The following is a 25,578-nucleotide window of genomic DNA, read 5'->3' as shown; positions in this document are numbered from 1 at the left end:
TGCAGGCAGCAGAAAGTCATCGAAAAATCAGGAGCACTTCAGGTGTTTCACTGGCTCCTTGTTTAGATTGAGTGCTTCTCCGATCACATGTAACGGTATAAATACTGATATGAAAAAGCGCTTACTAGTCGCCCTCTTCTTGTTGCTACCTATTACAGCCCTTAAAGCAGGTGAGCATAAGACCCTGGAGTTATCCACAATCCAAGTGATACCCATTCAGGATTCCAGCAATAATAGACAATACGAGCTGTTTATTAAGTTACCTGAGAAATACGAGGAGAGTGATACTAAAAAGCATCCGGTTATTTACTATACAGACGCTTTATGGGCGGTTGAAATGCTATCTTCCACTACTGAATACGCACTGGAAGATGCCATTTTGGTGGGTATTAGTTGGCAGAAGGATATGGCCGCTGCCGAAAAAGAATGGTCGAGTCGATATCGGGACTTTAAACCGGCAGTTCTCTCTAATAAAAAAGATAAAAAATCATGTAAAGGAGAGGCCCATCAGTATCTCGCCTTTATAAGAAATGACGTTATTAAGTATATCGAAAGCAATTACCGTGCGAAGTCAGATAACCGCACTTATTTCGGTTACTCATTCGGGGGGCTCTTTGGGGTTTACGCCTTAATAAGCCAACCGGATACTTTTCAAAACTATATTATCGGTAGTCCATCAAGATTGATAGGCACTTATATGGATTTTCGTCTTGAATCAGAGCTTAACAAACCTTTGATCGATATACCCAAGCGAACAAACGTATTTATTGCTTACGGAGAATTAGAGAAGGAGCTGGGCGCTACGGTAGAGAGGTTTGTTAGGGAGTTAAAGGACCAAAAATTGGCTAACTTAACTCTGGAGCCGGTGGTTATCGAATCGGCGAATCACACTACAGCTTTCCCGAAGACTTCAGTGCGCAGTATCTATTGGCTTGCCGAGAAGCTGAAAAATTAATCGATAGCATATCGAGTCATATTAATAAAAACTTCAAAGTTAAATTAAGGATATAAGATGATTTTTAAGAAGCTAATCACAATCGGCCTATTGTACGGCATAAGCGCCACTGCAGGCGCGGGAGACTTACAGGCACCAGAAATAAATATGGCCGACTATCGTAGTGACCTCCCAAGCCTAGAGAGATCCACGCCAAAGCTAAAAAAAGCATTTATTGATACAGCTCCAACGGATAGAGAAGATGGTATTCCAGTCGGTGAGATAGATAAAATCAAAGAGAGCTTGCAACAGCTGGCCCAGGAAATAGCGGATAACCAACACACCCCCTACGATAGCCTGCTTATCGCCCAAAATAACAAACTGGTTTTTGAATCCTACTATTCCCTTGGACGTGTAAACTTGCCTCACCCGCAAGCATCTGCCACCAAGGCCTATACAGCCCTGGCAATTGGTCGGGCGATACAGTTAGGTTATTTGACCATGGCAGACTTGGACAAGCCTGTCATTTCCTTTCTAAAAGGGTTGGATCGGAAGCAGCTTGTTAAAGGCGCAGAGCTTGTTACATTGAATCATACCATGAGCATGCAGTCAGGAATTCGTATTAAAGAGGAAAAACTGAGCGCCTTACTGGAAAACAAAGAGCAGTTAACAGGGAAAAAGCTGGCTCAAATCTATTTGAGCCATAGCAAACCGATAACCTCAGAATCGCAAACCTATTTATACCAAGGCTCAGACCCAATGATTGCAATGCTGGTTCTGGATGCCGTAGTCCCTGGTTCAGCGAGTGACTTTATTAAAAAAGAGCTACTGGAAAAGATGGGGATCGACATCTATCACTGGAAGGAGGCCGTAAGCGGCGTGCCCCAGGCTGGGTCAAGAGCCATGATGACATCTCGCAGTATGGTTAAGTGGGGTACTTTGGTACTTAATAAGGGAAAATGGAATGGCCACCAGTTAATACCGGAGGCGTATATTGCCAAGGCTACTGGTAAAGTGGCTGTTCCTACAGATGATGAGTTTGACTACACCAATTTCTCCTATGGTTATTTCTTCTGGCGAACCCCTCTGAAGGTTGGCAACAAGAAATACTTGGCGAAGTTTGGCTGGGGCGGTGGTGGCCAGTATGTGATCTCTATTGAAGATTTGGATTTGGTAATTGCGATCACAGGCCGTGGTGATGATGATAAAACCCTGGATTTAATAGAGAAACGCATTCTGCCTGCCTTTGCTTTATCCACTTAATAGAAAGTAGTTAAAGCAAACTATGGGCCTATATTTTTTATAGGCAGGGTGTTTAAGTAGTAACTTCAGAGCTTCCTCAGTCACTTCTGCTAATGTTAAATAGAGGGGCTGAGGGAGCTTCGTGGCAACTTGATACTGTATTATAGGGAGGGGAGGCTTAGGAGCCATCCCCACTAGAAGTAGCCAGCTCTTAAGGGTTTTCATCAGCCGCCTTCTGGTGCTTTTGGATACGCCTGTAAATTTCCTCTCGGTGAACAGGTAAAGATCTGGGAGCGTGTATCCCTATCTTTACCTGATTACCGTTAACCTCCAATACGGTGACTGAGACATTAGCTCCAATTCTCAGGTTCTCTCCGGTCCGGCGTTTTAAAATTAACATGCTTATTTCCTTTGATCATCAAATCATGGAGTGGCCGTTCCACAGTGGGAAAGCTTGGGAAGTACCAACTGGAAATACGAGGAGGGGCGCGAGAACGGTAGGCGTAAAAGAAGAAAAGGCGGGCGCTAGACTCCCAGTGCTTGGGGAATCGCCTCAGGTTACTGAATTTGCAACCTTTTATTGAAGACGAGTGGGTTTCTAGCGTACCATTCATGGAGCCATTTTGATAACTGTTCTATCAATTTGGTTAGCTGGCCCCAGGTGTTGCCGCACCTTGGGTCAGCGCCTTTTACTTACTCTTACGTCACGCTACCGTTCTCCTTTGAGAGTGCGTCTTTTAGAAAATTCTCGGTGTTCTTGTTTTATCTTGGGCTGTTGGCTTGTAGAAGCTGGTTTGATCACTGCCCACAATGTTGATAAATATCTTTCGATTCTACGCAGCTTTAGCGCTGAAGAAAACTTAATAAAATCCAATAAGATTATTTGGGCGCCTATATTTTACTGGTTTTCTGGGGTAATATCTGACAGATGATTGGTATATTGCTCTGTAGAATTTGTTATTTGTTAATTTGGTTTATATTTTTAACTCGCTAGAATTTCTTGCGTCTTTGATGTGGTGGGGCGGTGTTATCTGAAGAGCTGAAAGGTGGATGATGAAAGTAGGAACTTTAATATTTCTGCTAGCCTCTTCCTCTACGATTTCTCAGGCAGGAATTCCTGAGATGTTAAAAGCGGATAAAGCAGATTTTATGTGTTCTCTACCGGAAGCATTTGGTGATACGAAATTGTCTTTCCATGTGTCCAGCAACCAACTTACAGGTTTGACAGTTGCTTATAAGGGCCATAATGTGCGTGCCCCAAAAAAATTACTTATGGGTATATCTTCGCCTTCATGGGATTCTCCTACTGTGGCTTATGAAAATGTAGACGGTGATGAGGTTGTTCAATACCTTTCCTCTGTTTCTATGAAGAGTCAAAGATAGGCACTGGTAAGCAGTCGAGATTTATTGTCTATTCTGTCTATGAAGAAAAAATAGATAGAAGAATTATTGATGATTTTGGTTCATTGGTTCCCGTAAACTGTTGGCCAGCTTTTTTGACTTGCCGAGAATAATAGCGCTAGAGAAGCGGATAAACGAAATACTGGAAATAGCTGGAATTGTGCTCGATGGTGAATAAACCTTAAACGTCGTTTATCCTGTTGGACTCTTCAATCCACTGCAGGTAAAAGCCCACATTTTTTGTATAGCCAATGAATATATTTATTAGCTTTTCCATAAGTCTATCAAGATCTACTTCAAGCTTTATCTCTTTGTCAGCGGAAGAAATGTCATTGTTGCTGAGTATAATATTTTCAGTCGATTGGTTTGCTGGATTTCTAGTGTAGTGAATGGCTGCATCTCTAGCGGTGAGTTCGTATGCGTTCCTTTTTATCACCATTTTAAGGGTCAATATTTTTTTCTATAAAATTATTCCGAACTAAAGGCGATTTTTGGGTTTGCCTTTAGCGCTTATAGGAGGTGATTTGAGCCGTTTTTTGTCAGTTACTGTAGCTACCACAACGACTATAAAAGTAGCCGCACATTGTAAGGTGGCCTCGTAATTAGATTTTAGGCATTATCAATTTCATTATCCCACTGTTTTTCAAGGCCTGCTTCTTCCAGATTGATTGATCCCACACATAAAAACTAGGACAAGCTCCTTCTTTGATAAGACTTTTACTCGAGTTTGACGAAATAATAATCCTTTAGTTGTGAGGTACTATCTACCGGTGAGGAGGGGGGGTTCCAGCGGAAGTCCGCTACCTAGAAAGGGGGAAGGGAGTTTAATAGCTGAGGGTTGCCCCACCTATGAGGAAAAGGTTGCGAAACTCTAAGCAACTGAAGATATTTTTGTGCAAAGCCCAAGGGCGGCTCTTAGGGTGATTATTGTTGGGTTCTGTCGCAAAGTTTGCGACAGAACCCAAAGTGGACCGTTAAGGTTGGTGTTTACTTGTGGATGACAAAAAAGGCTTTTAGGTTTCCTATACCCAAAAGCAATTTATTGGCTCAGCGTAATTTCACCGCCCTCAGCAGGCAATCCGGATACCGGCAGCGAATCACCGCTGTCTTTTCGGCGAATATCCACGGCGGTAACACTGCTGGAGAAGGTTTTGGATACGGAACCGCCGGTGCTGCCGGAACCGTCGGTGCTGCCGGAACCGCCGGTGCTGCCGGAACCGTCGGTGCTGCCGGAACCGCCGGTGCTGCCGGAATCGCCGGTGCTGCCGGAACCGCCGGTGCTGCCAGAACCACCGGTGCTACCGGAACCGCCGGTGCTGCTGGAGCTATCCGAACTGCCGCCCCCGCCGCTACAAGCACTGAGAGCTATTAACAGCAGAGCAGAGACTGCAGATTTAAGTATGAAGTTTTTCCCGTTCATTAGTTTGTGCTCCTTCATTGCACAAAATCGTAAGTGACGATGAAATGACTCTCGCCGGGCTTCAGCGCCATCGGTCCGGGCATGTCGAGTTGGAAAGTCAGTTCACCGTCATCTGCTTGAAACCCACTGCTGGCAAGTATGGTGTCGTCCTCATCCAGGTTTCCGTCGCTGTTATTGTCAAGGTAGAGTTTTGCCTGGGCGATATCCAGTACGTCGTCTCCATTGCCGGATGCCTGCAAGGTCAGAGTGTTGAGTTCCGACTCCACGTCCGTCTCCAGGCTAAACAGCTGCACCACCACATCCTTCTCGCCGGGACTCGCCTCGCGATCGTCTGCAGTACCCGAATTGAGCTCCACGCCTGAACTTGATGCCAACTGGAAGCGGGGGTTAAAGGGCTGGGCATCTTCGCTGTCTACAGCGCCATCATTATCGGTATCCACTACCGTTGCCGCATTCAAGCCCAGCACGAAGGCGCCGCGAATCGTGTTTTGCACACTGTTGCCGGCACTGTCTGTGGCGACAATGCGCAGGTCGGCAACGGCGGATTCCGACACTTCAGGCAGCAGGGTAAGGTAGCGCCCGTCCTCGAGTGCGGTTTCCAGCTGCAACCAGTCACCCCCGTCCAGCGCCAGCTCAGTGGTCACAGAGTCGAGCGGCAACTGGCTTTCGAGGGACAAAAACAGCTTGGCGTTGCGGCGCGCAAAGTGTGAAATCACGCCGTCATCCAGCAGTTCCAGCATGGCGATGCGCGGCGCGGTGGCACCGTCCAGATTGTTGAGTTGCACCCGGGCGCTGGAGGTATATTCATTTTCACCGAGAGACGTGGTGTACTCGAAATCCACCTGCACCGAGGTGCATTCGCTGTCGGCGAAGAACAAGTATTCTTGAATAAAGTCGCTGCTGCTCAACTCACTATCGCCGGGCAGGCACAGGGCGTGGTATCTGGACTCCGGTCTATAGCCGTTGCCCCAGCTGTCCATTATCCAGCTCGAAGAAATACTGCCGATGTGGCTGGGAAGCAAGTGGTGATTACCGCCGTCATTACGCAGGCCCCCAGCAAAATACCTGGGGCCCTGACCCATAAGCATGATTCCGTTGGACCGCTCCAGTATTACCTCGGGGGTAGTGAAGTCTTTATCGCTAGGCCGCAGCTTGCGGTAGACCGTGCGGCCGACGGAAATCTCGTTACTGTGGGCCGCTGTGGTCTGATTTTCCCCTATGGGTACATACAAACTCAAAAATGTGGGCCAAGTGGCGATATCCTCCTCGCGCCCATGCAGGGTAAGCAGCGACGATTTGTGGGTCAACTCACTTGGGTACGACCACCAGTTTACAGCGGCCTCATACGTATTCAGCCCGTAACCCACGGTATAGCCTCCCCAATTCCAGAACGGATTACCGATCAGCAGTTGCGTACTGCCGGAATTACTGAGATCGAAGTGCAGATCTTCAGACATGCCCTGTTGGCTGTGCTTAACCATATACAGCTTGCGGTCCTGCGGGTGCGTGTTCTCTTCCTCCGCCAGGCCCATATAGTTGACATGGAAGCTGTCAGGCAGGTTACGCAGGGTTGTGGTCGGTATATCCCCACCGTACCTTTGGAACATGGCTGACCCGGGAAGTTCGGGGTGGGTCACCTCAAGGGACTGTTGTACAAACTGGAGTGTCTTGCCACTTTCTGTTTGCAGAGGGGGAATGCCAGCTCCCCGAACTCTTGCAGGTACTACCAATTCACCATCGGACACCTGTCGGTTTTCAAATGCTTGCCAGACGTCATACCGCTCCCCATCAGCAAAGACGTCCGTACCGAACAGAATGTTGATCGGCTCGTCACGCACCGCCATATGCAGAACCGGTTCAGTACTCTCGAAATCAAATAGGCTCCCCCTGGCAGACCAGCCCTCATTGAACACCAATGCGGAATAGGACCAGAATTCCCCCGGCGCCTCGGATTCACGTATGGCCAACACCTCCGCACGATGGAAGGCGACTGGCAGGCGCACCCGTTCTTCGCCGGAGAAATATTCAAGTGCCGAATCGTAGGCGACTTCCAGCGGTTCGTGGTAGGGCACCTGACCGTGATCGACATTCAGGTCGACGAGCTCGGCTCTGCTCGCACCCACTGCCAAATCGAACTGGTCGGCAGAAAGGTCCAAGTCGGCGCCGGCGGGGAAATTACCCCCGTTTGCAATTTTAAATTCGGTAGGAGCGCTCAGGTTTTTAATCGTCACCTGCAGGCTTCTCTGAGCATGAGCGCCCTGTCCGAAGTGACCCGCATACAGTGTGGGGGGGCTGACCAGAAAACGCGCGCTCGCGGCCGCGAAGGCATCTAACTGCCCGTTGCCGACCTCGGCCAGTTTGCCGTCCACCTGCGTGGCGCGGTTGACCAGTAGCGCCTTGATCTCGGTGCTGGTCAGTTCCGGGTGTAACTGGCGCAGTAGTGCCGCGGCGCCTGCCACATGGGGCGCGGCAAAAGAAGTGCCGGATTCAGTGCGGAGGCCGCCGCCCAGGTTGGTACTAGAGATAGCCACACCAGGCGCGACTATCTCCGGCTTGATGCTGTTACTGCTCAGGTCCAGTCTGGTACCGAACATGCCCCGGGAACTGAAGTCCGCCAGGTGGCCCGCCCCATCCACCGCGCCCACGGTGACTATTTCTTCCGCGGAACCGGGACTGCCAATGGAGTTGAGAAAGGGACCGTCGTTGCCGGCGGCGGCGACTACCACGACACCGGCGCGCATGGCATTGTTGGCGGCGACGGACAGAACCGAGTTGTTTCCACCCGCGCCGCCCAGGCTCAGATTGATCACGTCCACCGCATCGTCCGTTTGCGGATTTCCGTCCGGGTCCAGAGAGGCTTCAATGGCGGCGATGATGTCGCTTTCGCTGCCAAAGCCATCGCTATTCAGCACTTTGTAGGCGTAGAGCTTGGCAGCGGGCGCTACCGCCGCGGTCACGCCGGCCACCATGGTGCCGTGGAAGTGGTCGTCCATGGGATCACTATCATCGTTCACGAAATCGTAGCCACCGACCACGCGGCATCCGCTGCCCAAGCAGCCGCCCAGGTCTTCGTGGGTGTAATCGATACCGGAATCGATAATAGCGATGCTGGTCCCTTGTCCCTCGACGGTTCTGTCCTGCGCATCGCGCATTGCCCACACCTCGGGTGCGCGTACCTGCTGTGGACTGCCGGCCTGAAAAGCGCGCACCTGCCGGTCCCGGGTTACCGCGCGCACCTCCGGCATGGCGGCGATAGCGGGCAGCTGATCCACTCTGGCGGTTGCACTGATGGCGTTGACTGCACGAGTAAAGCGGTGGCTATGGCTCGCGATTAGTTTGCGCTGTTGAAGTTTGGTGACCATTTGCCGTTGGCGCAGGCCCAACTCCTGCTGCCGGGCGACGAAAGCGCGCATATCCCACTGTGGGCCAATAGTGTCCGATGCATGCAAGCCTGCCTGCTCCGCAGCAGAAGCCCCGTGCAGTTCGATAATAATGCTCACCTCTTCATCTGGACGATATCTGATCGCCTCCGGCCAGGCCTGCCTGTAGCGCTCGGGCTGAGACGCGTCTTCGCGGGACACGCTCAACTGCAGAGAACGAGACTCTGAAGCTTTTTCCCCCGGATTGGCTGCCGCGGGTTGCAGTAATGCAACCAAGACGGTCGCTGCCAGATACTGCGGAATCGGTTTTACACGCATAGTAAACCTCCTATTTAAGTAGTCGACCCTGACAAAAAACAAATACCCACCTCTACTACCGGGCAGCGTGGGCTTATGAGATAATTCTTGCCACTTCAGCTTTTCAGGCGTATACAGCCATGAAAAGCTTGATCGCACCAGCTGCGGGGCCTTTAAGGAAGTTTTTTGACAGTAGAAAATCAAATTTTAGGTGTTCGATTAACGGCTTAATTGCCGCTCGACGCCAACTCTTTTTCCGTTTCTTTTCTCACTGGTAGGGATTATCTTTTTTTTCATAGGCTTGGGTAAAACTATTTTCGCACCTTCGGCCACCTTCTTTCCCTGATTGCCTCGATCACATGTGGCCTGTTCAATCTTGGGCTCTCTAACTTCGTTGTCCATGCTAATCACTTCATCTAAAGTCTTGCTATCGCGATTTTTTTCTGGTGATTCACAGCAATTAGAATAATGCCGTTTTTCGCTATGGAGGCAATAGAAGCTTAGTTGCCATACTGATCCTTACTCCTGGCAACACAATACACTTGTGATTCGTTCAGGCTGTAGATTTTGTTTCTATCATTTTTCTGTTGTTTCAATACACACTCATACAGTGCAAAATAATCTTGACAAGTATCTAAAAGACCCTTAGGTGATTTTTTCTCACTTTCTGCAAAAGAATGTCAGCTATTGTACGAAGAAGTTTTACCGATTTTTCCCTTAAATCACTCTTGATATAGCGATAGAAGCGCAGATTAATTCGTATTTCTTTTCTCTCTTGGTATAGGTTTGGCGCTGCTGGATGCTGTTATGTATAGCGATTTTATTAAGCCGGTTAAAAATTTTTATCGCGAGCTTACCATCCGTTGGGTAGGTAATAAATAAATTTCTCTTGTACTGTAGTTTCGATATTTACAGCTTTAGCTTCAAGTAGGGTGGCATGAAATTGTATCGACATATCAAAAATTTTTTCAACATCGAGCTCACCAATGTGGGTGTGAAAATGTACCAGTTCTATGAGGTGGCAGTAGGCTTTATTCTGGAAAAATCTTAAACCACAGAAGGTTTGATGGTAAGGGCCGATTCTATTGGAGTACAACATTTTTTAACTCAAACTTTCCAATTTTTTGAGAAATGGTAGGCCGACGAGAAGATTAATGGGGATACTGTGGCGACCGCTCCTATCAGAATAGCAGCGCCCAAAAGTGCGTTTAAAATCTGTCCAGGGAATTTCTTTTGAGAGCAATAACAGTGAATCTGATAAATCAAATTGATAAAGGAGATCGGTGCCAAGAAAACTGGTTTGTTGGTACAGATCGGTGTCTGTGAGCATAATCATCCTTGAACATTTCTACCAGAAATTTGACTCAGAGTCGCGAAAAATTGTCGAAATGACTAAGCCGTACATCTACGTAGCTTTAGTGTCTATAAGCTTAACGGCTTTTTCAGGTCGGACTAGTTAACTTTGCTGTAATAGTTAGTCAGGAAAAAATACACATTGCATTGTGGGCGTTTTTTGAGTCTATAAAAAGGGTGGGAATCGGGGGGCGGCCGATGATATCCCTCAGGTATTTAGTGGTCTACTAAACCCGGACACCAATTTAGGTGGTAAAGTTGCCATCGAAAATAGAGGTGATCAATGAGTAGACAACGCCGGTCCTTTTCTTCTGATTTTAAATTAGAAGCTGCCCGCTTGGTGGTAGATCAGGGCTATTCAATTGCTGAAGCAGCCCGGTCGCTGGATATTGGTACAACGGCTATCCGCCGATGGGTGAAGCAACTAGAGGCAGAGCTGAGTGGAGGGACGCCTGCAAGTAAAGCGCTTACCACTGAGCAGCAGAAAATTCAGGCGCTTGAAGCCCGTGTCAATCGCCTGCAGAGCGTTTGGAATACCTCGACCATGCTACTACGAATACAGGATAAAGAAGAGCTCTGTTGATGTACCCAGAATGCAGCTCCATTCCAAAGTCATTGAAGTCTTTGAGCGCAGCCGTAGCTCTACAGGAAGTCGTACAGTCGTAGGTTTGCTTTATGAGCAAGGGACATCAATCGGATGCTTTAAAGTCTGAAGACTAATGTGTGAGGTCGGCTTAGCGTGTAAACAACCTGGTCCTCATAAGTATAAGAGAGCAATACTCGAGCGCTTAGATATACCGAATGAACTTGATTGCCAGTTTAATGTTGAGAAATCCAATCAAGTTTGGTGTGGCGACATTACCTATATCTGGGCTGGTTAAAGCTGGTGTTATTTGGAAACCGTTATAGATTTACACGCTCGCCGTATCGTTGGATGGGCCCTCTGAGGGAAACCAGATGCCGCACTAACGATAAAGGCACACGGAATCATATATAAAAGCCATGAAGGAGATTTAAGTCATTATTTTAGAAGCCTGTACTCAACACTGAAGTTTATTGATGAAAAAGGTGGAGATGATACGAAGCTTTATGTCAGGGTGGTTCGTTCGCAATTATCTTCGCATCAGTTGGCAGTCCTTTTTTATAATTGTCTCTATGGAAAGGGATGTGAGAAAATCAGGCTGCTAATTGAGCGCCATAAATTTTTCAAAAAAATCCTAATTTATTGCTAGATAAAGATATTCACGATGATATCTATTTCCTTCATGCGTTTGGTTTTTTGAGTTCAAATGAAAAATCACCACCAATAGAAAAAGACTATACAGAATCTTGAAGTATACTTTAAATTTTCAGGGGGGATTGTTTATCCAATAACATTGAGAGGATACCTCAGCATTTCTCAGTAATTTCGCGCGGCCAGGAAGGCACCTCAACTTTTCTGCATCCCTGTTTAGGCTGCCCACTCCCGATACCACCCTAATATTTCTTAATAATTTGGGCGTAGCAGTCCTCATGTTTACTGCTTGCTCTCCCGGCGCTCCAGGTCTTCCCGCTCACGGTCGATTAGGTTTGCCCACTCATCGGCAAGGTGAGCGCCGATAACTGCCAGCTCTTGGCTGGTGGTGTTGCTCTTGGATATCAGGCTAATACTATGGAAAAGAGTCCGTAGCTTGTTTATTGACTCTAGGCTGAGATTTGCGATATCGATTGAACGATCAAGGAGGTTATCTGCTTGAGGGGTAGATACGGCTGGGGCTTGGTTTGCCATGGCTTGGGCTCCTTGTATAAGTGAGCCGCTGCTTTTGAGGTTCCAATCTCAATTGGGCGGCGGGCTGTATGGGTTGGAACTACCGCTACAAGGGAACGGCGAGCACAAGGCCCCCCAAGCCGCCCACCATAATATGCGGGTGGTTGCTAATTTAGTGCCCCAAGTACCAAGTTTAGCGGTGACTCTTATTCACAATCATCTTTAAGATCTCACGAAAGGTGCTGAATTCCTGTAAAGCAGCTACGCATTGTGAGCTACAGTGGTCATAAAGTTATCTAGGACTTTTCGGGTCCCTTTAATCGGATGCCAAAATGACGCATCAAGACCTTATTGCCGGCTGCCAGAAGGAATGGGATCTGTTTGTTCATCACCCATTCGTTAACCAACTTGGCGATGGTAGCTTAGACAAGACATGCTTTCAGCATTACTTACAGCAGGACTACCTGTATCTGATTCAATATGCTCGCGCCTTCGCTCTTGCGGTATTCAAATGCGAGAATCCCGTACAAATGCGGGCCACCATATCGTCATTATCCAACTTGATAGAGCATGAATTCAGCTTACATATGGACTATTGCCTTGAGTGGGGTTTACAGGAGTCTGACGTTATGGATATCCCTGAAGGGTTTGCTACGGTTGCTTATACCCGCTATCTAATTGATGTGGGTTTACAGGGAGATCTGGCTGATCTTTATGGCGCGCTAGTACCCTGTGCGCTGGGCTATGCGCACATTGGCCAGTTTCTTTCTCAGCGAAGTAGTAATACGACAAAAAGTAATCCTTATACGAAGTGGATTGAACTCTACTCAGGCCCTGAGTGCCAGAAGGCGGCCAAATTAACTACAGATTTTTTTAATGAGTTGATTGCCGAAATACCTAATGAATCACATCGCGCCAAGCAACTTCAGAAACATTTCACTACGGCTACCAGGATGGAAATTGCTTTCTGGCAACAAGGGCTTGATCTATCAACTTGAGTCGAATAATAGCTTTTCAGCTCATAGGCAAGGACAAGTAAAAGTTGCGTGATAAAAAAGTTGGTTTAGCTGTAGAGAGTAAAAACGCCTTACTTGAGGGTTTGCCCCACCCAAAATGAGTTATAGGTTTTTTATGGTGTGGTACAGGTAATAAAAAGGCCGACCTTGCAATTGACCCTCTTCGATTTGATGGAGATGTCGGGAGTTGAATCGTTTGCTGTAGCTATCGTATTTGCTCGGTTTTTATTTGGTTTAATCACAAAATCCGAAAGAAAACCCCAACACTAAAGCAAAGTAATCCCCCATTTGGCGCGTGATTTATCTGGATCAACTGTGCCCTAGGCTCTCTCTATGTGTCATGCCTCAGCAGGCATTCTTGGGGCGCTTACTGATGTGAAAAAAACCTTTATCGATGTCAACAATTGTCAACAGGCGAGCGGCCTCCTTGATTGTGGATAAACCTTTCTCTCGTGTATAAGTGCATCATATGATCGATGGTTGAGGCTTTGTTCTTTTTGAGGTGAGTGGCTAAGTGGGTTCTTTAAGGTATTTTTTTAAGTTGGTTAATGGGTAGAAATGTGGGTATTCCTAACACAATATTGATCTGACCCCACTTATTTAGAAGGCTCCGACAGGCATTGAGCCTGCCGGATGAAAAACGTTCAGCGCCTAGCGAGCTGTCAAAAGGGAAATCGAGACTATCTATTGCTAGTCACTCTTTTAGAACCGACGTACATTGCAAATAACCGAAGGCCGATGGAAATTAAGACAAGCATACTTGGCGCTGTATGAGCGGGCATTGCCTTTAATTGGGTGATTTCTCTTTGAAGGGTTATCGTTTGATGTGGATTGGACTGGTGCTTTGGAACCTGAATGACGTTTTTCTTAAGTAATTTATCGAACGACTCGATTTCTCCCGCAAGCATATCCAGGAGTTCCAATTCGGTCTTGCCGTCCCATGGTAGCTGTTTCCTATATGCGTCAACTGCTTTACCAAGCTTGTTCCATTCTTCTGCGAGGAAGGCTTCAAGTGATGAGAGGGTCCTAAGCTTCGAGTTCATGGATTGATTGGCTCGGTAGGCGTTTTGTCCATGAGCGCCGCTCGCCATAATTCCACCAAAGTGCTGTACGTTATGTTTGGCAGTATTCAGGTTCCGGCTGATTAAGCTGAGTTGATCCAAGGTGTGGACCAGAGTCTGATCAAGTCTCGGATCTTTATCCTTAATCGCTGCCAGAGCGGTATTAACCAGTCGACTCACCTGTATCTTGGTTGCATGTTCGTTGATAGACATACCCTTTTATCCTCGTAAATCCATTGAAGAATGTGTTCCACCTCTCTGATTTGAGATGCATGTGCCACATTCAATTTTTTCCTTGATGAATACGCGAATTCTAAATCAAATCTGCCGAGTGTCGTGGTCGAATAGAGTACGAGCTATTGCACGGAAGCCATGGGCAGTCATGGTTTGATTGTCATCGCCCAGTGACCTGAGTGCAGTCCTCACACCGTTATCAGGCAGTGGACGGCTCTGGCATCGAGCTGATGGGAAAACATATTTGCCAAAGCCTGTTAGCAGCTCCAGTTCTTGCAGTAAGGCTAGAGCCTGTTCAGCAAGAGGAATAATGTGTGGCGGGTCCATTTTTATTTTTTCGCTGGGTAGTTCTATGTGCTTGGCATCCCAATTGATTTCCGCCTACTCAAGTTTTCGCAATTCTCCAGGGGGGCAGAATAGGAGAGGGGGATAGTTTTAGGGCTGCTCTTACTACTGGGGAGCCCTGGTATTCGTCTATGGCTGTTAGTGGGTGCCCAACTTCAGCAGGGTCTGTAATTGCTGTCAGATGCTTTTTCTTGGTGGCGGTGAGTGCGCCGGCCAAGTCTGTGGTGGGGGCACGGTCTGCCCTTCCGGTATTTGTAGAGCCAGTATGCACGTTGGTACAAGATGCAGCTGTCAGCTCTCCTTCCAGACATGCCAGTAACAATGCCCTCGTAATACAATCGGGCACCCAGAGTTAAAAATATTAGAAGCAGAGATCGGCTCCAGGCTTGTCTTTGCAAAGATGATGTTATCCGTTATTGATGGGGCGTATAACAAATTCCATTAATAGTTTATGGGGGCTAGCTTTTTAGTCTATAAATTGAGCTGAAATTTCTGTCTAGGCTAGTTGTGTGCCTCAGGTATCCTCAGGCTAGGAACCATATCTGGTGGCTGTTGCAGCCTTCACCGATTGGGCCTACTTAGCAATTATCAGGTTGATCAGTAATGTGTCAAATTGATGCTGAGTAGGGAGCCGTGGAGCTTCTCAAGCAGAATTGAATTCTTGAAAGCCACAGTGTAAACATCAAAAGTATCAATAAAATCTCAATCTATTCTAGTAATTTGGTTTATTGGTGGGCCATTACAAATATACTTTGTAGTTAATGGTTCCTACTGGCCAATATCTTCATGCCAGATTTCAGGATGTTGCTGAATGAATTGATTCATCAGACCAATACATTCAAGATTATTAAGAACAACCAAGCTTACACCTTCAGATTTGAGTAATGATTCATCACCTAGGAATGTTTTATTTTCACCGATAACAATATTCTTAATTCCGAATAGACGTATGGCCCCACTGCACATCGGGCAGGGTGATAAAGTCGTGTAAACGGTGCACTTTTGGTAATCGGTAGAACATAATTTTCCCATATTTTCCAGTGCGCTCATTTCAGCATGCTTGATAACACTGTTTTGCTGGACGTGCTGATTGTAACCTCTTCCGATAATTTCACCATTCAGTACTATTATACAACCGACAGGAATTCCTCCCGTTGCTAAACCTTTTCGTGCCTCATTAATGGCTTCTTGCATGTAAGCGTCATGGTTAGCTTCACTCATTACAGCTCTCTGTTTTAGGTATTAAGAATATTTTAATCAAAGAATGTAGAGCATATTATTAATACATCATTGCATTAGTGAGCTACTGACTAGAATCAGTGTAAACAAGGGCTAGGTTGAGCTATTTCGGCGATATTTGCGGGGGGCTGAAAGGGGCCTCAGTGAATTGGCGATATGTTTCATAACTTGATTCTTCATCGCTGTGAGTTGCTAGCATGTGTCTTCCTTGCTGCTAATGATCACGCCTTTTTGCAGATGATTTAAATAACTTCTTTTTAAACAGATGTTTGGATTTTAGGGGCTGATTTTAGAGGCTATAGAAAGATAGGCCGGTAAATTTACGTGTCATTAAAGTGACTGGAGTGATCGTCCTAGAATTGTGAGCTGGTCGGTAACCCAGTGGTTTTTAGTTGGTTTGTTTAGTTCTATTAAATGGGATTTTTGAATTGTTAGTAACCTAAATAAACGCTAATGGTGAGCTTTTTGAGACCGTTAATGTTCGCCATCAATAAGCTATGTCAAAAATTTTCGTCGGAGGAAGATTGAGTAGCGAGTCGACCAAGCAATAAAAAAGGCCAACCTTGCGGTTGGCCTTTTTCGATTTGGTGGAGATGGCGGGAGTCGAACCCGCGTCCGTCAGCACTCTGCCAGAGGCTCTACATGCTTAGCTCCGTCTATTGATTTAACCCATTACAGCCCGGCGGTCAGGACGTATAGGGCGATCCCGTAAAGTGTTTAACCGCTTGCCCACGAGTATGGCTTGCGGCGATCCAGTTCTGTATAACAGTCTACAGCGCGATACTGGAACCTTGCTGAAGACTGCTAAGGGACGAACCCTTAGTTAGTGCTTCACAAGCTGCTTACGCAGCGAGTTGGGCACCGTAGTTGTCGTCGTTGGCAACTAATAAAATACAGCTTTGGATTAACGTGATTCGCTGCCATCACGGCATGCACCCAAGGTTTCGTCACCGGCGTCGAATCCAAGTCATCCCCGATAAGAAACACTCTCGTGTGTCATCTAAGTATACCCCAAACTCGGCCATTGCAATAAATTTTTATGCGCCAAGGATTTTTGGGAACTTTGATCAGGGGCAGGGGGAAAGCGGGGTGCCCCGGCAGCAGTGGCCGCCGGGGTAGTTGGAAAAGGCGTTACAGTATCGATTGGGCGAAGGCTACCAGAATCAGCAGTGGGCACACGATGCGCACATACCAGGGCCAGATCTTCCAGAACAGGGTGTGCTCAATATCTTCGTGGCCTTTCTTCAGCTCGCTCAGCAGCTGGTCGCGGCGCCAGATCCAGCCGGCAAAGATACACAGCGCAATACCCAGCAGGGGCTGGCCGTATTCAGTGCTGATGCTGACTGCCAGTCCAAACAGGCTGTCGAAGTTGTAAATAATGATGCTGCTGATGGCAAAGATCACCAGGCCCACCCCTGGAGTGGCAATACGGCGGGGGATGCCCAGGTTCTCAATAGAGAAAGCCACCGGTACTTCCAGCATAGAGATGGAGGAGGTGAGGGAGGCGATCACCATCAGGGCAAAGAAGGCAATGGCGACGAACACGCCGGCTTCGCCCATGGTATCGAACAGCGCTGGCAACACCTGCAGGATCAGGTTGGGCCCGGCAATCAGGGCGCCGTCAGCAGCGAAGATCTGGGTGCCGGCTTCCTGGGCCACATACATCGCGGGCAGGATCAGCAGGCCGGCGGTGAAGGCGATCCCCACATCGATCAGAGTGACCAGGGCGCCGAGGCGCGGCAAGCTCTCTTGCTGGCTCAGGTAAGAGCCGTAGATCAGCATGGTACCCACCCCTAGAGACAGGGAGAAGAAGGCCTGGCCCATGGCAGAGATCAGTAGCTTCGGGGTGAAGTGACTGAAGTCTGGCATCAGGTACACCTCCAGGCCGGTAAAGGCACCGGGCTGGGTGAGTACATAGGCGATCAAAAGCAGCAGCAGGATAATCAGCGAGGGCATCAACAGGGTGGACCAGCGCTCAATGCCCTTCTCCACACCACTGGCAATAATCAACATGGTGAGACCACTGAAGATCGCGGTAAAGATCAGGTTGCGCTGGGTACTGTTTTCTGTGAGCCATTGGACGGCTTCCTGGGCGCCAAACAGGGCAGCGAAAGGCTCGGCCAGGTGGGCCACCATCCAGCCGGCCACAATAGCGTAAAAACTCAGAATCAAAGAGGCTACCAGGATGCCGCCAAAGCCGGTGAGGCCACCGAAGAAGCGGCTCACAGGGCCAATAGAAATAGCCCGCAGTGCCTGCACCATATTGCGCCGCGCGTAACGGCCAATGGTAAGTTCGGCCATCAGCGCCGGGTAGGCGAGGGCGAAGGCCAAAAACAGATAGGCCACTACAAAGGCGGCGCCGCCGTTGCTGGCGGCTTTGGTGGGGAAGCCCCAAATGTTGCCGAGACCAACGGCGGACCCGGCGGCGGCCATCAAAAAGCCAATATTCGAGCTGAACTGTCCTCGCGGTGCACTCATAGTAAATCCCGTAATTATTCTTCTAGTTGTCTCTGTGCACTACTTGTGCGTGGCGCGCATCAGGCGCTGCTTTTCACGGTTCCAATCCCGTTTTTTCTCGGTTTCGCGTTTGTCGTGCATAGCCTTACCCTTGGCCAGGCAGATTTCGCATTTGACCAAATGGCCTTTCCAATACAGCGCGGTGGCAACCACGGTGTGCCCCTTTTGCTCCACGGCGGCGATCAGCTTGGACAGCTCGCGCTTGGTGAGCAGCAGGCGGCGGGTGCGGTCGGGCTCGGTCACATAATGGGTGGAGGCGCTGGCAAGCGGCTGGATATTGGAACCCAGCAGCCAGGCTTCGCCATTTTTAAAAATGACATAGCTGTCGGTGAGCTGGGCCTTGCCCTCACGACAGCTTTTCACTTCCCAGCCCTGCATCTCAACGCCCGCCTCAAACTTCTCCTCTATGAAGTAGTCGTGACGGGCCTTCTTGTTGAGGGCGATGGTATTGGATGTTTGCGCTTTCTTTTTCTTGGCCATGAAAACTTCTAGTGACTAGATAAAACTGTGTCCAAAAAACTTCAGGGCCACGGTGTTGATAAAGATCAACAGCAGTATCAGAGGGATAAAGGTGCCCAGGGAGAAGTTTACGTATTTTTGTGAGAAAGAGCCGGCAAAGGCAGAGTCGCCTTCCTGCAGCTCTTTGTCAAAGTTGGCTTTCTTCCATTTGTAGATCACAAACAGACACACCAGCAGGCCATTTAAGGGCAGGATGGTGTCGTAGAAAATGATCTCCACTAAATCGAAGAAGGACTTGTTAACGCCGGCCAACTGTACAAATTCAGTGAACCAGTTGACCATGCCAAAGGAGACGGCGCAAGCGATGGCCAGTACAAACTGTACTCCGGCAACCCAGTAAATGGCTGTCTTACGCTCCATATCGCGCTCGTCGCGCAGGGTGGCGATAGGTACTTCAATAATGGAAACCAGGGAAGTGATCGCTGCTACCAGAACCAGGAAGAAGAAGATCGCAGCCACGGCACTTGCGCCGGCATAGCCGATGCTGTCCTGCAGGGCAAGGAAGATCTTCGGCAGGAACAGGAAGATCATTCCGGCAGAGGACTCGCTTAATTCGGAGGGATCAATCTGCGGGTTGAAGTGGAAAATGCTCGGCAGAATCAGCAGGCCCGCAGTAAAGGCCACCATGGTATCGGTAATGGCAACGGCGCGGGAGGAACCGGGGATAGAGTCCCGCTTCTTCATATAAGAACCGTAGGTGATCATGATGCCCATACCCAGAGACAGCGAGAAGAAGGCCTGGGCCATGGCTTTACTCACCACGTTGCCATCAATCTTGCTGAAGTCTGGCACCAGGTAATACTTCACACCGAGGATGGCGTTATCCAGGGTCAGGACAAAAATCACCAGGCCCAGCAGCATTACAAACAGCATCGGCATCAGGGTTTTTGCCGCACGCTCAATACCGTCTTTAACTCCCATAGCGAGGATGGCGTTAATAATCAGCATCAGTACCACTAGGTAAATAAATACCTTGGGGGTATTGATAAAGTGGATAAAGAAATCCTGGGTGGCGAGCAGGTTGAGATTACCGGTGACGGTTTCAATCAGGTACCCGAGTACCCACACAGTAACCACTAAATAAAATACCGCGATCATAAAAGGCGTGATCAAGGCTAGCCAGCCGGGGATACGCCACAGGTGTGAACCGTTGGAGAGTTGACGATAGGCACCTACCGGGTCTTTATCGGAGCGGCGCCCCAGAGCCAATTCCGCCATCATAACCGGCAGGCAGATTAGAAAAACAAAGAGGGCATAGACCAGTAGGAAAGCACCGCCTCCGCTCTTGGTGGCCGCTACCGGGAATGCCACCAGATTGCCAATACCAACTGCGGAACCAGCTGCGGCCAGGATAAAGCCCAGCCTTGACCCAAAATGCTCTCTCACTGCGGTCATAGTACTCTCGCTATTATTTTTTATCAGATACAGCTTTCGTTTTTGTTATTCCAGCGGGGCCGGGTATGTCCCGCCGGCAAAAAATGCGATTGTTGCAGGAATTCTCTTGCTTGAGTAGCGCCGACTGGCAAAATTAGCGGCCGAACGACAATCCCAGGCGATTTCGCCTGGCGGACTGGATTTGACAACAGGAATGACTGAAATAGAGCGCAGCGCGCTGGTGATGTACAGCGCGGAACAAATGTTTGATCTGGTCAATGATGTGGCCAGCTACCCACAATTTTTACCGGGGTGTCGCGGGGCTGAAATTCTGCATCGGGACGAAGAAACCCTGGAGGCACGGTTGGATTTATCGCGCGCGGGTATACGTCAAAGTTTTACCACACGCAATCAGCTGGTGCGCCCGACCAGCATGACCCTGACCCTGGTAGATGGTCCCTTCGAAAATTTTACTGGGCATTGGATGTTTACTCCCCTGGCTGAGAGCGCCTGTAAGGTGACTTTTTCACTGTCGTTCTCCATGAAGAGCCGTTTGATCGCCGCCGCCGCAGGTAAGCTTTTTAGTGATCTGGCCAATCAAATGGTGGCGGTAATGTGTGAGCGTGCCGAGGACATTTACGGGAAGCCGCAATGACAGAAGAAAAAATGATTTCGGTAGAGGTGGTTTACGCACTGCCCCATGAACAGCGGTTGATGCGGCTACTGGTAAAACCGGGCACTACGGCAAGGGAGGCTCTGATTCGTTCCGGTATTCCAAAAGAGTATCCGGAAGTGGACCCGGATAGTGCCAAGATGGGTATTTTTGGCCAGGTTCTGGGGAGTAAAGGATTGGCGCCGGCAGAGAGCTACGAGTTGCAGCCGGGCGATCGGGTGGAGGTTTACCGCCCGCTGATCGCCGACCCGAAAGAGGCGCGCAAACAACGCGCCGAGAAGGCCAAGCGTATGGCCGAGAAAAAGAAAGGTGCCGAAGACGCTTAGGCTCAGGGCCAGTCAGCCGGCTGCAAGTCACCGCTGGTGGATACCAGGGAGTCTTCGTCAAAATAAACGCTAAAGCGCTCCTGGCTGATATCACCCTTCTTGTTGCGAATGCGGTTGACGTAGTCCCAGCGGTTGGGATTGTAAGTGTCTTCCAGCAGCGGGGTGCCGAGAACAAACTGTACCTGGCGGCGGGTCATACCGGGCTTCAGCTGGTCGATCATCTCTTGGGTAATGATATTGCCCTGCTGTACCTCAATGCGGTGCACACCGGGAAACTTAACCAGCGTACAGGCGCCGAGAAGGGCGCAGAGGCTGGCGATGGCGATAAATTTCAGGCTAGGCGGCATTCATTGCTCCATTATGTTCTTTCACACGGCACCTCTCGTACAAATTTTAAACGGTTGTCCGGAATAGGACCCTATGCGTAGGGAAAGTTCCCTTCCTCTGCGATTTCCCTCTCTCATGGTGCCTGGGGTTCCGCTGACTCCGTTCGGCATGGGATAATACCCGAAGAGCCGGCTCGCTGACAGGCGGGAATCTGTGGTCTTATTCGGGTATAGACCTTTTCAGTGAGCTGATGCAAGTAAAGACAATTCATAAAATCCTGTCGGGAAATATTTATTCATGTCGAACGAAAACCAGGAATTGCGCAAGGCTGGCCTGAAGGTCACCCTGCCGCGGGTTAAGATTTTGCAATTGCTTGAAAGCACCAGCGAGCAGCACTTGAGTGCTGAAGATGTGTATAAGCTACTGCTGGAAGCGGGGGAAGATGTCGGTCTGGCTACCGTCTACCGGGTACTGACCCAGTTTGAGAGCGCGGGTCTGGTTGTTCGCCACAACTTCGATGGCGGCCACTCCGTATTCGAGCTGGATCGTGGCGATCATCACGACCACATGGTGTGTACCGATACCGGCAAGGTGATCGAGTTCCACAATGAGGAAATTGAGGAACTGCAGCGCCAGATCGCCGATGAGCACGGCTACGAGCTGACAGGCCACAGCTTAGTGCTGTACGTGAAGGAAAAAGAGAAGTAATCCAGTCGGGTGCGGCGTTCGCCGCACCCATCTTATGCCCGCTTACTGCTGTGGCTGGCAGGGCGGCGTGTACAGCTCTGGGAATTTACCGACTTTATCCGCGTAAAACTCCCTTAATTTATTCAATTCTGCCTCCAGGTTTTCCCCCAGCTGGGCGATAGGGCCAATGCCCACTTCTTTCTTGGAGAAATTGATAAAGCCCAATACCAGCGGCACCTTGGCACTGCGTGCAATATGGTAGAAACCGGACTTCCAGCGCTCACCTAGACCGCGGGTGCCCTCCGGTGGGATGGCAATAACCAGCTCTTTGCGCAGCTTAAACTGGCGCACGGTGGCATCTACCAAGTTGTTAGCCTTGCTGCGGTCTACGGCGATACCGCCAAACCAGCGCATGGGGCCGCCCAGGGGGAACTGGAACAGTTTGTCTTTGCCCATCCACTGCGGAGTCATCTTCAATTTGAGCGCGGCGAGAATAAAGTAGTAGCCGTCCCAGTTAGTGGTGTGGGGAGCCCCGATCAATACATATTTTTTCAGTTTTAATGATTGCTGATCGCCGTTAACGCGCCAGCCGTGAAACTTCAGCAGCAGCTTGGCAACTTGGCGCAGCAGCGGCGTGATAATCGGGGTATTAAAAATCGTTCTCTGCATAAACTCGGCCGATACTACTCAAACAAAGTTAAACAAGCGGCTCAGTATATGGTGACTTCTGCCGCCAGACCCAGTCATATTTGGTCTATTTGTCCTAAAACGGCATTTATCACCGGCAGGCCGGCTATTTTGCCGGATTGTTGGCGGTTATTTATTGATCTGCGAGATATGATTGCCCACCGCTCCATTAAAAGTAATGGGCTGTCCTGTTGGTCAGCTTTGAAACTCGGTTGAAGGGCTGTTCTGAGGTTGCCCTGGGGACAGCTTAAAGAGTCCTGGTCAACATCTCTTCCGCATGGGCCAATGACTGCGGGCTGGGTTGCCCTCCGAGCATGCGTGCGATCTCTTCGCGGCGCTCGCCGTTTTTCAATTCACGCAGGGCCACAAACGCCTGCTCACCATCACTGTGCTTCTCCACCAGATATTGGCGGTGGGCTCGCGCAGCCACCTGAGCCAGGTGGGTGACGCAGATCACTTGGCCGCTACAGCCATTGCGGGTCTCTCCCAGCTGGCGCAGCAGGCGGCCTACCACGTCTCCAGTGGCGCCACCAATGCCGACGTCCACTTCATCAAAGACCAGGGTGGGGGTGCGTGAAGTTTGTGCCGTGACCACTTGAACGGCGAGGCTTACCCGAGAAAGCTCACCGCCGGAGGCGATCTTGCCCAGTGGGCGCGGTGGCTGGCCGGGGTTGGTGGAAATTAAAATTTCCACTTCCTCCAGGCCGTGGCTGCAAGGCTTGTCGAGAGCTTGTAAGGCAAGTTCGACCTTGGCGTGCGGCATGGCCAAATCCACCAGTTGCCGATTGACCGATTCGGCGAGTGTGATCGCTGCTTCACGCCGTAGCTCGCTTAATTTTGCTGCGACTGCCCGAAACTCTTTTTCCAGTTTGCTGCAGGTTTCGGCGAGGCGTTCCAAGGTATCTTCCGTGCCGATATCTTCCAGTTCCTCTTGCAGTTGTCGCTGCAGAGCCGGTAGCTCACTGGGTTGTACACGGTGTCTGCGCGCCGCCTGGTAAATTGCACTGAGGCGCTCCTCAACGTCACTGAGCCGCTCAGGGTCCATCTCGAAGCGATCGATATGTCGCGACAAAGTACCGGACGCTTCGTCGATTTGAATTCGCGCACTATCGAGCATCTGCGCTACTTCGACCAGGGCCGGCGCCTGTTCGGGCATGGCGGAAAGCAGTTGCAGGGCGCGGTGCAGTTGTTCGGCGATATCGCCCTCACCGCCGGACAGCAGCGCGGCCAGCTGATAGCTGCCGTTAAGAATATCGCCGGCATTGGCCAGCTGACGCTGCTCGCTCTCCAGGGCCTCTATCTCACCTTCGCTCAAATCCAGTTGTTCCAGCTCGCGCAGTTGGTACTGCAGTAGGTTGCGGCGCGCCTCGGCCTCCTCAACGCTGTCGGCCAGATTGCGGTAGCGGCGGTATTGGTCCTGCCAGGTCTTGTAGCGGCTGCGGGTTTCGGCAGCCAGTTCCTGGGCTTGGGCGTACTCATCGAGCAGGCGGCGGTGGGTTTCCTTCTTCAGCAGGGACTGGTGCTCGTGCTGGCTGTGGATATCAATCAGTTGCTCACCCAGGGCGCGCTGCTGCAGCAGCGTCACCGGCTGGCCGTTGATATAGGCCCGTGAGCGGCCATCGGCGCCGATGGTGCGGCGCAGTATCACTTCCTGCCCGCTATCTAGCTCCTGGGATTTAAGCCAATCGCTGGCGTTGGGGTAGCCGGAGATATCGAAGGTAGCGCTGATATCGGCGCGGTTGGCTCCAGCACGTACCAGTTCGGCACTGCCGCGACCACCCAGTGCGAGTCCGAGTGCATCTAGGGTGATGGATTTGCCCGCGCCGGTCTCGCCGGTGAGGGTGCTGGTACCTGGGCCGAACTCCAACTCCAGTTGGTCCACCAGGGTGAATTGGCTGATAGACAGGTGCAGCAACATATAGAGATCGCTTCTGTGTCCTTTCTTATGGGCGGGTCTGAATACCCAATCAGTGGTTATTTATACAGTATTCCTTTCTGGTTAGCTATAGCGTCAAGCGCAGATTCTCCAGCTATTGCGCGCTAGCGCAAAAAACCACTTGAACTGTGCGGGGATGGCCCCATATAGCCCCCAGAGCCCGCAGGACGGGCCCAACTCATTACTGACAGAGTCGACGCGACGGAGAAAGCAGTGGCCAGAGAGCGCAGCGAAGAAGATCAGATTACAGAGGGGGTGCAGCCGGAAGCACTGGCTGATGAGCACCTGACAGCGACAGACGAGGCGGCTTCCGCGGAGATTGAAGATCCCACCGCGACCGAGCGCGAGCAGGCTGAGCAAGCATTGCATGAAGAAGCCGAGAGTGCCGATGCGCTGCACGATGAAATTATCAAGCTGCAAGAGCAGTTAGTGGTGCAGAAAGACCTCGCTCTGCGCGCCCAGGCTGAGGAGCAGAATGCCCGTCGCCGCGCCCAGCAGGATGTGGATCGCGCACGCAAATTTGCAGTGGAAAAACTGCTGCAGGATTTGTTGCCGGTTGTGGACAACCTGGAGCGCGCCCTCGCCACCATTGATAGCGCTGATGAAAGCAATAAAGCATTGGTGGAAGGTATCGAGCTTACTCACAAATCTTTCGTCGACACCCTGACGAAAAATTCTGTGGAAGTTGTCGATCCAGCTGGTGAGCCCTTCGACCCAGAGTTGCACCAGGCCATGACCCAGGTGCCGAATGGGGAGGTGGAGCCGAACACGGTTCTAGAGGTATTTCAAAAAGGCTATCGCCTCAATGGTCGCCTGGTTCGCCCGGCCATGGTTGTGGTTAGTAAGGCCCCGTAACGGCAAAT

The 25,578-nt window shown here is 50.0% G+C and carries 25 protein-coding genes, 1 other RNA gene and 1 pseudogene; 10 read left to right on the top strand and 17 right to left on the bottom strand.

All coding sequences use genetic code 11. From position 1 onward, the window contains the following. The first annotated feature begins 109 nt into the window (after nt 1-109). Together ACJJIB_RS18775 and ACJJIB_RS18770 are read left to right on the top strand one after the other, a co-directional pair. Nucleotides 110-955, top strand: a complete 846-nt coding sequence (locus ACJJIB_RS18775) for an alpha/beta hydrolase (protein WP_444887157.1) — start codon at nt 110-112, stop codon at nt 953-955. A gap of 57 nt (nt 956-1,012) precedes the next feature. Continuing rightward, a complete protein-coding gene (locus ACJJIB_RS18770; protein WP_444887156.1) occupies nt 1,013-2,197 on the top strand; it encodes a serine hydrolase domain-containing protein in 1,185 nt (394 codons plus the stop codon). Between the two features lie 190 nt (nt 2,198-2,387). Here the strand turns inward: ACJJIB_RS18770 and csrA are convergent, their stop codons facing one another. Further along, complete coding sequence (gene csrA, locus ACJJIB_RS18765) at nt 2,388-2,576, bottom strand: carbon storage regulator CsrA (RefSeq protein WP_444887155.1); 189 nt, start codon at nt 2,574-2,576, stop codon at nt 2,388-2,390. Between the two features lie 650 nt (nt 2,577-3,226). On the opposite strand from csrA, the gene ACJJIB_RS18760 reads away from it, so the two are divergent. After that, nucleotides 3,227-3,559 carry a hypothetical protein gene (locus ACJJIB_RS18760; RefSeq protein WP_444887154.1) on the top strand — a complete coding sequence of 111 codons (333 nt, stop codon included), beginning with the start codon at nt 3,227-3,229 and terminating at the stop codon, nt 3,557-3,559. A gap of 199 nt (nt 3,560-3,758) precedes the next feature. On the opposite strand, the gene ACJJIB_RS18755 is transcribed toward ACJJIB_RS18760, so the two are convergent. From ACJJIB_RS18755 to ACJJIB_RS20955, 5 genes are all read right to left on the bottom strand, one after another. Then, nucleotides 3,759-4,028, bottom strand: a complete 270-nt coding sequence (locus ACJJIB_RS18755; protein WP_444887153.1) for a hypothetical protein — start codon at nt 4,026-4,028, stop codon at nt 3,759-3,761. Nucleotides 4,029-4,616: 588 nt separating this feature from the next. Then, nucleotides 4,617-4,997 (bottom strand): hypothetical protein, encoded by a 381-nt coding sequence (locus tag ACJJIB_RS18750; protein ID WP_444887152.1) that lies wholly within the window; start codon nt 4,995-4,997, stop codon nt 4,617-4,619. 14 nt (nt 4,998-5,011) lie between these two features. Then, nucleotides 5,012-8,695: a S8 family peptidase gene (locus ACJJIB_RS18745; protein ID WP_444887151.1), complete on the bottom strand. Its 3,684-nt coding sequence runs from the start codon at nt 8,693-8,695 to the stop codon at nt 5,012-5,014. A gap of 198 nt (nt 8,696-8,893) precedes the next feature. Next, nucleotides 8,894-9,076: a hypothetical protein gene (locus ACJJIB_RS18740; protein WP_444887150.1), complete on the bottom strand. Its 183-nt coding sequence runs from the start codon at nt 9,074-9,076 to the stop codon at nt 8,894-8,896. Nucleotides 9,077-9,776: 700 nt separating this feature from the next. Beyond that, a complete protein-coding gene (locus tag ACJJIB_RS20955; protein WP_507021848.1) occupies nt 9,777-10,004 on the bottom strand; it encodes a transposase in 228 nt (75 codons plus the stop codon). Between the two features lie 306 nt (nt 10,005-10,310). Here ACJJIB_RS20955 and ACJJIB_RS18735 point away from each other — a divergent pair. Together ACJJIB_RS18735 and ACJJIB_RS18730 are read left to right on the top strand one after the other, a co-directional pair. Beyond that, nucleotides 10,311-10,641 (top strand): annotated as a pseudogene (locus ACJJIB_RS18735) (transposase); the annotation flags it as partial. 357 nt (nt 10,642-10,998) lie between these two features. Further along, nucleotides 10,999-11,259: a putative phage abortive infection protein gene (locus ACJJIB_RS18730; RefSeq protein WP_444888946.1), complete on the top strand. Its 261-nt coding sequence runs from the start codon at nt 10,999-11,001 to the stop codon at nt 11,257-11,259. A 284-nt stretch (nt 11,260-11,543) separates the two neighbouring features. Here the strand turns inward: ACJJIB_RS18730 and ACJJIB_RS18725 are convergent, their stop codons facing one another. Then, nucleotides 11,544-11,795, bottom strand: a complete 252-nt coding sequence (locus ACJJIB_RS18725; protein ID WP_444887149.1) for a hypothetical protein — start codon at nt 11,793-11,795, stop codon at nt 11,544-11,546. Between the two features lie 311 nt (nt 11,796-12,106). On the opposite strand from ACJJIB_RS18725, the gene tenA reads away from it, so the two are divergent. Further along, nucleotides 12,107-12,772, top strand: coding sequence for a thiaminase II (gene tenA, locus ACJJIB_RS18720; protein ID WP_444882699.1), 666 nt, complete (start codon nt 12,107-12,109; stop codon nt 12,770-12,772). Between the two features lie 698 nt (nt 12,773-13,470). On the opposite strand, the gene ACJJIB_RS18715 is transcribed toward tenA, so the two are convergent. The 7 genes from ACJJIB_RS18715 to ACJJIB_RS18685 all read right to left on the bottom strand — a co-directional run bounded on the left by ACJJIB_RS18715 (nt 13,471) and on the right by ACJJIB_RS18685 (nt 20,100). After that, on the bottom strand, nt 13,471-14,064 hold the full coding sequence (locus ACJJIB_RS18715; protein ID WP_444882698.1) for a hypothetical protein: 594 nt from the start codon (nt 14,062-14,064) through the stop codon (nt 13,471-13,473). 105 nt (nt 14,065-14,169) lie between these two features. Beyond that, nucleotides 14,170-14,412: a hypothetical protein gene (locus ACJJIB_RS18710; RefSeq protein ID WP_444887148.1), complete on the bottom strand. Its 243-nt coding sequence runs from the start codon at nt 14,410-14,412 to the stop codon at nt 14,170-14,172. Between the two features lie 786 nt (nt 14,413-15,198). Further along, entirely contained in the window at nt 15,199-15,651 is a 453-nt protein-coding gene (locus ACJJIB_RS18705) for a nucleoside deaminase (RefSeq protein ID WP_444887147.1), read from the bottom strand. A 603-nt stretch (nt 15,652-16,254) separates the two neighbouring features. Continuing rightward, nucleotides 16,255-16,644: a transfer-messenger RNA gene (gene ssrA / locus ACJJIB_RS18700) on the bottom strand. A 156-nt stretch (nt 16,645-16,800) separates the two neighbouring features. Next, on the bottom strand, nt 16,801-18,147 hold the full coding sequence (locus ACJJIB_RS18695) for a sodium-dependent transporter (RefSeq protein ID WP_444887146.1): 1,347 nt from the start codon (nt 18,145-18,147) through the stop codon (nt 16,801-16,803). Nucleotides 18,148-18,186: 39 nt separating this feature from the next. Continuing rightward, nucleotides 18,187-18,666, bottom strand: a complete 480-nt coding sequence (gene smpB, locus ACJJIB_RS18690) for an SsrA-binding protein SmpB (RefSeq protein ID WP_152454820.1) — start codon at nt 18,664-18,666, stop codon at nt 18,187-18,189. A gap of 15 nt (nt 18,667-18,681) precedes the next feature. Further along, complete coding sequence (locus ACJJIB_RS18685; protein WP_252083247.1) at nt 18,682-20,100, bottom strand: sodium-dependent transporter; 1,419 nt, start codon at nt 20,098-20,100, stop codon at nt 18,682-18,684. 193 nt (nt 20,101-20,293) lie between these two features. Here ACJJIB_RS18685 and ACJJIB_RS18680 point away from each other — a divergent pair, with 193 nt between their 5' ends. Together ACJJIB_RS18680 and ACJJIB_RS18675 are read left to right on the top strand one after the other, a co-directional pair. Next, a complete protein-coding gene (locus ACJJIB_RS18680; RefSeq protein ID WP_252083246.1) occupies nt 20,294-20,734 on the top strand; it encodes a type II toxin-antitoxin system RatA family toxin in 441 nt (146 codons plus the stop codon). Next, nucleotides 20,731-21,078: an RnfH family protein gene (locus ACJJIB_RS18675; protein WP_252083245.1), complete on the top strand. Its 348-nt coding sequence runs from the start codon at nt 20,731-20,733 to the stop codon at nt 21,076-21,078. Before ACJJIB_RS18680 ends, ACJJIB_RS18675 begins: the two co-directional genes overlap by 4 nt. Nucleotides 21,079-21,080: 2 nt before the next feature. Here ACJJIB_RS18675 and ACJJIB_RS18670 read toward each other — a convergent pair whose 3' ends face one another. Continuing rightward, nucleotides 21,081-21,425 carry an outer membrane protein assembly factor BamE gene (locus ACJJIB_RS18670; RefSeq protein ID WP_444887145.1) on the bottom strand — a complete coding sequence of 115 codons (345 nt, stop codon included), beginning with the start codon at nt 21,423-21,425 and terminating at the stop codon, nt 21,081-21,083. A 277-nt stretch (nt 21,426-21,702) separates the two neighbouring features. Here ACJJIB_RS18670 and fur point away from each other — a divergent pair, with 277 nt between their 5' ends. After that, entirely contained in the window at nt 21,703-22,113 is a 411-nt protein-coding gene (gene fur, locus ACJJIB_RS18665; RefSeq protein ID WP_252083243.1) for a ferric iron uptake transcriptional regulator, read from the top strand. A 42-nt stretch (nt 22,114-22,155) separates the two neighbouring features. Here fur and ACJJIB_RS18660 read toward each other — a convergent pair whose 3' ends face one another. Both ACJJIB_RS18660 and recN read right to left on the bottom strand, forming a co-directional pair. Further along, nucleotides 22,156-22,761: a 1-acyl-sn-glycerol-3-phosphate acyltransferase gene (locus tag ACJJIB_RS18660; protein ID WP_252083242.1), complete on the bottom strand. Its 606-nt coding sequence runs from the start codon at nt 22,759-22,761 to the stop codon at nt 22,156-22,158. Between the two features lie 265 nt (nt 22,762-23,026). Continuing rightward, entirely contained in the window at nt 23,027-24,697 is a 1,671-nt protein-coding gene (gene recN / locus ACJJIB_RS18655; protein WP_444887144.1) for a DNA repair protein RecN, read from the bottom strand. Nucleotides 24,698-24,928: 231 nt separating this feature from the next. Here recN and grpE point away from each other — a divergent pair, with 231 nt between their 5' ends. Next, nucleotides 24,929-25,570: a nucleotide exchange factor GrpE gene (grpE, locus tag ACJJIB_RS18650; RefSeq protein ID WP_252083240.1), complete on the top strand. Its 642-nt coding sequence runs from the start codon at nt 24,929-24,931 to the stop codon at nt 25,568-25,570. Nucleotides 25,571-25,578: the final 8 nt, after the last annotated feature.

The sequence above is a fragment of the Microbulbifer mixtoriginis (SeqCode) genome (genome assembly GCF_052467705.1).
The sequence above is the reverse complement of the archived record's forward strand: the minus strand, read 5'-3'. Positions and strand labels throughout refer to the sequence as shown.